General features: G+C 65.2%; 5 protein-coding genes and 1 pseudogene. 1 reads left to right on the top strand and 5 read right to left on the bottom strand.

Going from position 1 to position 9,568, the window contains the following annotated elements; all coding sequences use genetic code 11:
- Positions 1 to 130 precede the first annotated feature (130 nt).
- Positions 131 to 307 carry a PLDc N-terminal domain-containing protein gene (locus B4N44_RS14640; RefSeq protein ID WP_296702229.1) on the bottom strand — a complete coding sequence of 59 codons (177 nt, stop codon included), beginning with the start codon at positions 305 to 307 and terminating at the stop codon, positions 131 to 133.
- Positions 308 to 552: 245 nt separating this feature from the next.
- On the opposite strand from B4N44_RS14640, the gene B4N44_RS14635 reads away from it, so the two are divergent.
- Entirely contained in the window at positions 553 to 1,104 is a 552-nt protein-coding gene (locus B4N44_RS14635) for a hypothetical protein (RefSeq protein ID WP_414718154.1), read from the top strand.
- Between the two features lie 61 nt (positions 1,105 to 1,165).
- Here B4N44_RS14635 and B4N44_RS14630 read toward each other — a convergent pair whose 3' ends face one another.
- The 4 genes and pseudogenes from B4N44_RS14630 to B4N44_RS14615 form a co-directional block, all read right to left on the bottom strand.
- Complete coding sequence (locus B4N44_RS14630; protein WP_296702226.1) at positions 1,166 to 4,618, bottom strand: mechanosensitive ion channel domain-containing protein; 3,453 nt, start codon at positions 4,616 to 4,618, stop codon at positions 1,166 to 1,168.
- A 70-nt stretch (positions 4,619 to 4,688) separates the two neighbouring features.
- A complete protein-coding gene (locus B4N44_RS14625; RefSeq protein WP_296702224.1) occupies positions 4,689 to 4,829 on the bottom strand; it encodes a hypothetical protein in 141 nt (46 codons plus the stop codon).
- Positions 4,830 to 5,162: 333 nt separating this feature from the next.
- Positions 5,163 to 8,316 (bottom strand): annotated as a pseudogene (locus tag B4N44_RS14620) (efflux RND transporter permease subunit).
- The gene (locus B4N44_RS14615; protein ID WP_296702220.1) at positions 8,313 to 9,515 is read right to left on the bottom strand and encodes an efflux RND transporter periplasmic adaptor subunit; all 1,203 of its coding nucleotides are present in this window, start codon (positions 9,513 to 9,515) and stop codon (positions 8,313 to 8,315) included. Before B4N44_RS14615 ends, B4N44_RS14620 begins: the two are co-directional and overlap by 4 nt.
- Positions 9,516 to 9,568: the final 53 nt, after the last annotated feature.

Below are 9,568 nucleotides of genomic sequence, written 5' to 3'. Positions count from 1 at the left end.
GCTGAGGCACGACGCTAATCACCTACTAGAAAATATAAAATCTTAAACCGCGTCCCCGCTAAGGGCCATGGATGCATCAAACGTCGAGCTCACTCGAAAGTGAGCATTTCGCTCTGGGCGCGGTTTAAGCTCAGCTCGGACCGAACAGGAACCAGAGGATCAGGCCCACGACCGGCAGCAAGAGGACAAGAAGGATCCACAACACCTTCGAGCCGGTGCCGGCCGAGCTGCCGACGATCTTGACGATCGCATAGATCGTCAGAGCCAGATGAATCAAACCGAGAATGCCTGTGACTTCGACCTGCATCGCTGATCTCTCCGTGAGTGTGCGGGGTGGGAGAACGGGTGGAGGGTACGGGCTCTGCGCGGCCAGCCCGCCTCGATGATAGCTCAGGCCTCGGCACTCGCGTCAAAGTGCGCAGAGCATCGGGAGGGATTCAGAATCAACATGAACAGTTGGGCAAAGCGCAGCCTGCCCAACCCGCGCCGGCATCACAGGGAACAGTTGAGCACACTGCGCGTTGCCGCACTGATCAAAGAGGAGAATCTCCAGTGTCCAACCTCCCGGAACGCCGCGAGCAGATCCGACTGGTCCATGCGACCTTCATCCGCCAGGTCGTCGCCTTGACCCAACGCCCGGAGGGTCGAGCCGAGCTCGAGACCCTGCTTGAAGGGGCCGAGCAACAGGGTTGGAGTACGCTTGTCGCCGTCTTGCGACGCATCGCCAAGGGGGAGCGCTCGCCCGCGCTCCTGAACGGTCTCGACGAGGAAGACGGCGTCATTGCGGAATCCGTCCTGCGCGGGCTCCAAGACCCCGCCAGTCTGCCGGATCCAAGCAAGGCACAGGATCCGACCCTCGCCGCACCGGGCCTCGCGCACATGATCCACGCCGCGCGCACCGATCCCCAAGCGCTGGTGCTGATCGGCAACATGGCCGATCAGATGAGCAAGGTCGGGGGCAGTCTGGCCCGGCTGGCCGGAGTCGTTCGCCCGCTGATCAACGGGGAGCGCAATCCGGACCAGCTCTGTCGCGGGATGGATACGCAGACCCGACAACTGGTGCTGGAGATCCTCGGCGAGCTGGGTAAGCTGGAGGCGCATTGAGACAGGCTCGTCCCCCTCGACAGCTCCACCCGCTCTCGCGTCGCAACGCGATGCCGCCCGATCAACGTCCGGCGGGACCCTCACCGTCCGCGTCGCGGGGTTGCGTTGGACCCTTCTCTTCGAGCCTGACCCGCAAGGGCCCGCGCGTATCCAGGTGTAGATCGCGCTGCGGGTAGGCGATGACGATGCCCGCGTCTCTGAATTTGCGGTTGATCGCCATGTTGAGCTCCGAGGTGATGGCGACCCGATGCTCGATATCCTCGATATAGGCCCGCAGCGATAGGGTCAGGGCGTTGTCGCCGAACCCTTCGAGATTCAACGCGGGCTTGGGGTTGGCGAGCACGCGCGGATTCTCCTGCGCCGCCTCCCGCATCAGGGCATGGGCCAAGTCCACATCGGTGTCGTAGGCCACGCCGACGAGGATCATGATCCGCGTCACCGGGTCGGACAGGGACCAGTTGAGTAACCGACCGGTGATCAGCTCCTTGTTCGGGACCAGCAGCTCCTTGCGATCGTAACCGCGGATCGTCGTGGCACGGATGCGAATCTTGGTCACCACGCCGTCGGTCCCGTCCACGGTGATGACGTCGCCGACCCGCACCGGACGCTCGAACAGGATGATCAGGCCGCTGACGAAGTTCGCGACGATCTCCTGCAGACCGAACCCGATCCCCAGCCCCATCGCCGCCACCAACCACTGCAGCTGCGACCACTGAGCGCCCAGGGTGTCGAGCGCCAGCACGATACCCAAGGCGACGATGAGGTAGGTCGTCAAGGTCGTCACCGTGTAGCGGCTGCTCGAGGTCATGTGCAGGCGCTCGCTCAGGATGATCTCGAGCATCGCCGGCAACCGCTTGGCGAGTACGCCGATCGCGACCAGATACAGCAGGGCAAGCCCGAGATCGGCCAGGGTGACGGGCAGCGCCGTCTCCTGCCTGTCCAGGATCCGGGTGGTATGCCAGAGGGTCACCTCGTCGAGGATGCCCAGCGCCGGAAAGACCGGTGACCAGATGGCGTAGAGACCGATCAGGGCGAGGGCGACGAGCGCCATCCCCAGCAGCTCTCGGCCGGCTGCACTCGTCGCCGCGAGATCGACATGGACATAGTCCGACGGCACGGCGAGGAGCTCGGTGCCTGCCGAGGCGTCACGCTCCGCGAGCGCGACCCGACGGCGCTCGCGCGCAACCCGGCGGGCCAAGCGGGCCCGCGCGTGCATCAGCCAGCTCGAGGCCAGCGCATGCAGCAACATCAAGACGACGCTCAGTCCCAGGGTGAGTAGATAGGCATCCCAGAGCACGAGCGCCGAATAGGCGTAACCCTCCAGGACCAGAACCAGGATGACCAAAGGCACGGCTACCAGCACCGGGTACCAGATCGGATAGGCACGGGCCAACAGACCGGCGCCCGGTCGTTGCCGCAACGCCGTCATCAGACCGGTCTGGGGATGAAACAATCGGAAAAAGAACAGGGCGATCGCCGCGACGGAGACCAGTGCGGTGAGCCGCGCGACGAGTCCAACTGCGGCATCCGGGTTGATGCTGATCGCCTTGCCGAGGATCAACATCGCCGGAACCAGCACCCAAATCAGCCAGCCGATCTCCGACCTCAGACGCTGCGCACCGGCCTGCGGCCACCGGAAATGCCCGATCGCCAGACCGCGCGGCAGACAGATCCCGCGCAACAGCAGCAGGACATAGAGCACGACTGCGATGCGGACCAGTTGAACCCCGGCCGTCTCGGACACCTCGGTACCCTGTGCGGCGTGCTGAAGGGCCCAGCCGGCCGCGCTGAACAACAGGGGCAGAGGCGCCGCAAGCAACAGGGTGAGCATCAACGCACGCAGTGTCTGCCGCGTGTCCCCGAGACCCGGCTGCTGCGTTCGGACCGAGGCACGCTCGATCGCCGCGATCAAGGCGCTGCGCTGCCAGAGCAGCACGCCCGAAATCAACACCGCGAGCCAAGACAGGGGCGAGTTCGCAAGTCGCCCCGCGAGGTTGCGGCCGAGCTCGGACCAGACCGAGGGCGAGAGCAGACGCCCGATCTCGGGCTGAAGATTCGCCAGGTCGGCCGGACGGGTCTTGGCCCCCGTACCGAGCCAAAACAGGTGCTCTTCGAGAAAGTAATCGTAGGCACGCGCGACATCCAGCATCCGACTCTCGGCGACCTCGAGCCTCTGCAGCGCCTCGAGCTGCACGCCCTCGGCCTCCAGTTGCTTGGCCAACAACACCCGGCGCCCCACGATCAAGGTGCGCAGGGTGTCGAGATCCTGCGGTGTCGAGTCGACCGAGAGCTTCGCCGCAAGCTCGTCGAGTGTGCGGTTCGGATCGGCCATGCGGGTCGCCTCGTCGAGGTGCTGCAGCCGGCTGACGTTGACCGCGGCGATCTGCTGCTCGAGCGCATGCAGATTACGGGTATGGACCTCGAAATCGGGCAGGTCGGCACGGTGTTCGAGCAAGAGCGGGCCGATGCCTTCGGTCAGCACGCTGACCTCTCGAGCCGCCCGCACGCGCTCGAAATTGGCCTGGACCCGCTCGGCCAACCGCAGCGCCTGCGCCTCGTCCTCGTCATGTCCGTCGAGGCGTCCGGCGATGATCGAGAGCTGCTCCGTCAGCTCGGCGTTCTCGCGCGCGAGCTGGATCAGCAGCGGATCGGATCCCTCGGTCAACTCCAGCATCCGCGCGGCCTCGGCCTTGGCGAGCGCAGCCTCGCTCTCGTGTTTGTCGTTGAGTTGCGCCTTCAGCACCTCGACCTGCGCACGCAGACGCCCGACACTCGCGGCCTCCTCGTCGCGCCTGGCCGCGAGCAGCTCCAAGCGCATCGGCTGACTGATGAGTTCTTGCTCGAATGCCCGGATCTCGGTGCTCAAGGCGACATAGCGGGTTTCCAGCGCCCACCACCGAGCCTGCATGAGCGAAGAGCCGAAGCTCGAGGCCGCAGAGCCGTGCCCGCCACCGCCGATCTCCACCCGCAGGGCGGCGGCGATTCCGTCCTGCTGCTCCTGCGCCGCCGTCAGACGCTGGCGGATCATGGTCGGGCGATTCTCCTGGAAGGTGCGCTGGCGATCGAAATCGGCACGCCGCGCCTCTGCCGCAGCGAGGTCGGCCTGGGCCTTACGCAAACGCAGCGCGATCTCGCCGCGCGGCGTCTGCGGACCGACGCCGAGCCCCTCGAGCACATCGACGGAGCCGGCCTCCAGGGTGCGTTCGCGAATTCGGCGCGTCTCCTCCGGCGCCGCCTGCGCGACCTCCTCGAAGGCCGCGGCACGGTCCCGGTTGACATCCGCCTCCTTGAGGTTGTTCAGAGCTTCACGGTAGCGTGCGACGATCTTGGTCTTGACCTCGGCGTCCAGTTCGGTGCTCGTCTCGGTCCGGGCGATCTTTGCTTCCAAACCCTCCGCCGACATCAGCGACGGATTCAACGAGCCGAGACCGCCGTTCTCGGCACCGAGTGTCGACGACAACAGCATCAAGCAGAGCCCCAAAGCAAGCGTGAAGCCGACAACCGGATGTCTCATGATCGAAGCTCCCGACCCGTGCCGACCCTGCTGATCGCCCTGCACATGCGGACTGATCGGGCCACGACGACTAATCGATCGTCTCGGGAATATACCCCGGCGCATTGGGACCCATGTTCTTCTCGCCCTCCTCGGCCTCCTCGTAGGGATTGCCGATCGCATAAGCCTCGCCGGCCGCAATCCCCGCGGCGTCCGCCGGGTTGTCGATCATGGTGGCTCAATTGTGTTTAGGCGATTTTCGGGAAAGGAACGACCAGCCTGTAGGTGCGAATTTATTCGCACACACTCCGGTTTTGCCGGCGAGGCGCTCGGCGAGGCCACCGTCCAGCCTGTGCGAATAAATTCGCACCTACATCCTGGCATGCGCAGTCGGGATGATCATTCCCGGAAATCACCTTAAACCGCGTCTCGCCGAGATCGAGGACATCTCCAAGGCCAAACGCGTCATGAAGATGACGCATGTCGCTCCGGACGCGGTTGAGTCGGATGGCGGATGCGGTGCCTGCATCCGCATGCGCTCGATAGCGTCCGGTCCCATCCGACGTCACGAAACCGGGGCCTCGTGCTCTGAACCCAACTCCCGAGCCGCGACGCCCCCGTGGACCTTTTCGCGGAACCGCTGGAAGACCACGTAGAGCATCGGGATCAAGAAGATTCCGATCAGCGAAGCGGCGAGCATGCCGCCGAAGACGGCCGTACCGACGCCGCGCTGACTTGCCTCGCCGGCACCGCTGGCGATGACCAAGGGGACCAGGCCGAGGATGAAGGCAAAGCTGGTCATGAGCACGGCACGGATCCGCAGACGCGCCGCCCGGGTGGCCGCATCCAGGATCGAGGCCCCGCCCGCGCGCTGCTCGATGGCGAACTCGACGATGAGGATCGCGTTCTTGCTCGCCAGACCGATGAGCACCACGATGCCGACCTGGGCATAGAGGTCGTTGGAGAGACCCGCGACCCAGAGTGCGCAGAGCGCGCCGAGCACCCCGACCGTGACGCTCAGGAGCACGACCGCCGGCATCGACCAGCTCTCGTAGAGTCCCACCAGGAAGAGATAGGCGAACAAGACCGCCAGCGCCAACACGATCGGCGTCTGTCCGCCGGCCTCCTTCTCCTGAAAGGCCGTGCCCGTCCACTCGAAGCCGTAACCCGCCGGCAAGGTCGCCGCGGAGATCCGCTCCATCGCCGCCAGGGCATCGCCCGAGCTGAAGCCGGGCGCCGGCTCGCCCTGAATCGTGACGCTGCGATAGTTGTTGTAACGTTGCAGGAGCTGCGGCCCCAGGATCAGCTCGGGGCTCAGGAGCGCGCGCAGCGGAACCATCTCGCCTTGATCGTTGCGGACATGGATCCGGTAGATGTCTTCGACGCTCTGACGATCGGCCTCGCGGCCTTCCACCTGGACCTGCCAGACCCGCCCGAACCGGTTGAAGTCGTTGATATAGTAGCCGCCCAAGGTCGCCTGCAGCGCATTGAAGACATCGCTGATGCGCACGCCCAGTGTCTGGACCTTTTCGCGGTCGATATTCAGAAACACTTGCGGGTTGTCGCTCGCCCAGGTGGAGAACACACGCGAGAGGGCCGGATCCTGATTGGCGGCGAGGATGAGACCGCGCATCACCCCGGCGAGCGCCTCCGGCGTGCGACCCTGCAGGTCTTCGAGCTGATACTGGAAACCGCCGCCGGTCCCCAGCCCTACGATCGGCGGGAGATTGAAGGGCATGACCCGCGCGCTCGGGATACCGATCGTTTGGGCCGCGATCCGATCGATGACGGCATCGACCTCGAGATCGGGCGTAGTGCGCTCTTCGAACGGCTTCAGCCGCCCGATGATCGCTGCTGAATTGGAGAGCACCGCGCCGTCGAGGATGCTGAAGCCCGTGATCGTCACCACGTGCGCAACCGCGGGATCGGCCTTCACGAGCGTCTCGATCTCCTTCACGACCTCGAAGGTGCGGCTCACCGAGGCGCCTTGCGGTAACTGCACATGGGCCATGAAGGCCCCTTGATCCTCTTCCGGGAGGAATCCGGTTGGCGTGACCTTGAACAGCCAACCGGTCGCGAGCCCGATGCCGAGGATCAGCACCAAGACCAGCATGGAAACACGCACCAGTCGCGTGACGATCCCGGCATAGCCGTCGCGGACCCGGTCGATCCCGCTCATGATGTAACGCATCGGTCCACGCCGATGACCACCCGGCTTGAGCAGGACGGCGCACAGTGCCGGAGACAGGGTCAAGGCATTGACCGCCGAGATCAGCATCGCGAAGGCGACGACGGCCGCGAACTGCTGGAAGAGCTGTCCGGTGATCCCGGGGATGAAGGCCACCGGCAGGAAGACCGACAGCAGCACCAATGTGATGGCGATGATGGGTCCGGTGATCTGCCCCATCGCCTTCTTGGCGGCCTCGCGCGGAGGCAGACCCTCCTCCTCCATGATGCGCTCGACGTTCTCCACCACCACNNACGATGGCGTCGTCGACCACGATCCCGATCGCCAGCACCACGGCCAAGAGCGAGATGGTGTTGGCCGAAAAGCCGATCATGAGCAGGAAGGCGAAGGTCCCGATCAGGGCCACGGGCACCGCGATCAAGGGGATCAGGGTGGCACGCCAACTCCCGAGAAAGAGGAAGACGACCAGGATCACCAGGACGAACGCCTCGAGCAGGGTATGGACGACCTTCTCGAGGCTCGCATTCACGAAATCCGTGGTGTCGTACACCAAGGTATAGTCGAGATCGTCCGGAAACCGCTCGGCGAGCCGTTCCATGGCGGTCTCGACGGCCTTGGCCACGGACACCGCATTGGCGCCGGGCGCGAGATAGATCCCGATGGCGGCCGCATCCCGTCCGTCCAAGCGGCTGAAGGAGTCCGACTGGCGCGCACCGAGCTCGACACGCCCGACATCCGAGACCAGCACGGTGGAGCCGTCCGGGTTGGCCCGCACCACGATGCGCTCGAACTCAGCCGCATCGCTCAGACGCCCGCGGGTCTGGAGCGTGATCTGGAACTGTTGGTCGGCCGTCATGGGTTGCGCGCCGATCCGCCCGACCGCGGCCTGGATGTTCTGGCTCTGGATCGCCGCAATCACGTCCGCGGGGGTCAGCGAGAGCGCGGTCAGGCGATCCACGTCGAGCCAGATCCGCATGCTGTAGTCCAGCGGCCCGAACAGCGACGCCTGTCCCACACCGGGCACGCGCGCCAGGGTATCGACGACATTGATGGTCGCGTAATTACTCAGGAACAGCCCGTCGTAGGACCCCTTCGGCGAACTCAGCGCCACGACCTGCAACATGGCGTTGGATTGCTTCTGGACCGTCAGACCCTGCCGCTTCACCTCCTCCGGGAGCTGGGCCATCGCCAGATTGGCGCGGTTCTGCACATTGACCGTGTTGATGTCCGGATCCGAGCCGAGCGCGAAGGTGACGGTGAGCGAATAGCTGCCGTCGTTGCCGCTGGTGGACTGCATGTAGAGCATGTTGTCCACGCCGTTGACCTGCGACTCGATCGGCTGAGCGACGGTCGACTCCACCACCGATGCGCTCGCGCCTGGATAGGCCGCGCTGACCGACACCTGCGGCGGGACGATGTCGGGAAACTGGGCGACCGGGATGCGGGTGATGGCGATCAGCCCGGCGAGCGTGATGACGACCGAGATGACGATCGAGAGCCGAGGCCGGTCGATGAAGACGTCGGAGATCATTGCTCGAGCGCTCCGGCGGCGCTCGTCGCAGGCGCGGCGCTCACGGCCTGACCGGGCCTCACCTGCTGGATCCCTTGCGTGATGACCAGCTCCCCTTCGACCAGACCCTTGTTGACGACGGCATCCGCCCCCTTGTTTTGCCCCGTCTCGATGCGACGCGTTTGGGCCTTGCCGTCGGCATCGAGGATCATGACGTAAACGCCTTGCTGATCGACTTGAAGCGCCGATTGCGGGATCAGGATCGCCGATTCGGGTGCACCCGCTTCGAGCAGGACGCCGACATACTGACGGTCGACGAGGATGCCGTCCGGGTTCGGCAGCTCGGCGCGCAGGGTGACCGAGTCCGTCCCCGGATCCGTCGTCACGTCGACGAAATCCAAACGCCCGGCGTGCTCGTAGAGTGTCCCGTCCGGCAGACGCACACGGACCTTCACATCCCGAGCATTGCCGCCTTTGTCCTCGATGGTCTGGCGCGCACCGAGCAGATCGCGCTGGGTCACCGGGAACTGCACGTAGATGGGATCACGACTCACGATCGTCGCCAAGGTGCCCGAGGAGGGACCGACCAGATTGCCCACCGTGTAGCTCGCAAGCCCGATGCGTCCGGGCACCGGCGCCGTGATCCTTGTATAGCTCAGATCGAGCATGGCCCGAGTCAGAGCGGCCTGCGCAAGCGTGATGCCGGCCTTCGCGATCGAATCCGCTGCCTGCAGCTCGTCGACCGAGGATTGCGAGATATTCTTCGCCTTCACCAACTCCAGTCCGCGCGCCAACTGGGCTGCGGTGTTGAGTTGATCGGCCCGCGCCTTTTCCAGATCGGCCTGGCGCTGCTCCACCGCAGCCGCGTACTGACCGGGCTCGATCACGAAGAGGACGTCGCCGACCTCGACTTCTTGGCCCTCGGTGAAACGACGTTCTTCGAGGAAACCCTCGACCCGGGCACGCAGATCGACCCGGTTGACCGCGAGCACACGCCCCACGAAGGACGCCTCCTCGTCGACGACGCGGGACTGGGCGGGAACCACGACGACCGAGGGCGGCGGCATCTCCGGCGCAGGGGCATCGGGTTTCCCGCAGCCCGACAAGGTCAAGCTGCCGAGAAGAAGGGAGCAGACCAGTCGCCCGAGTCGGCGCGGGACGCGCCGGGTTTCGAGAAGGCCATCCGAATCAGGCTCCGAGACACGCACGCTGAAGAACATCGTCAGGCATCCTTGATGAAGGGTTCGACGGCCGAAGTCTAGCCGAAAAGGTG

Origin of the sequence: Thiocapsa sp. UBA6158, from assembly GCF_002423035.1 — a bacterium.
GTDB lineage: Bacteria > Pseudomonadota > Gammaproteobacteria > Chromatiales > Chromatiaceae > Thiocapsa.
Note: the sequence above shows the minus strand (reverse complement) of the source record. Positions and strands in the feature narration are given on the sequence as shown.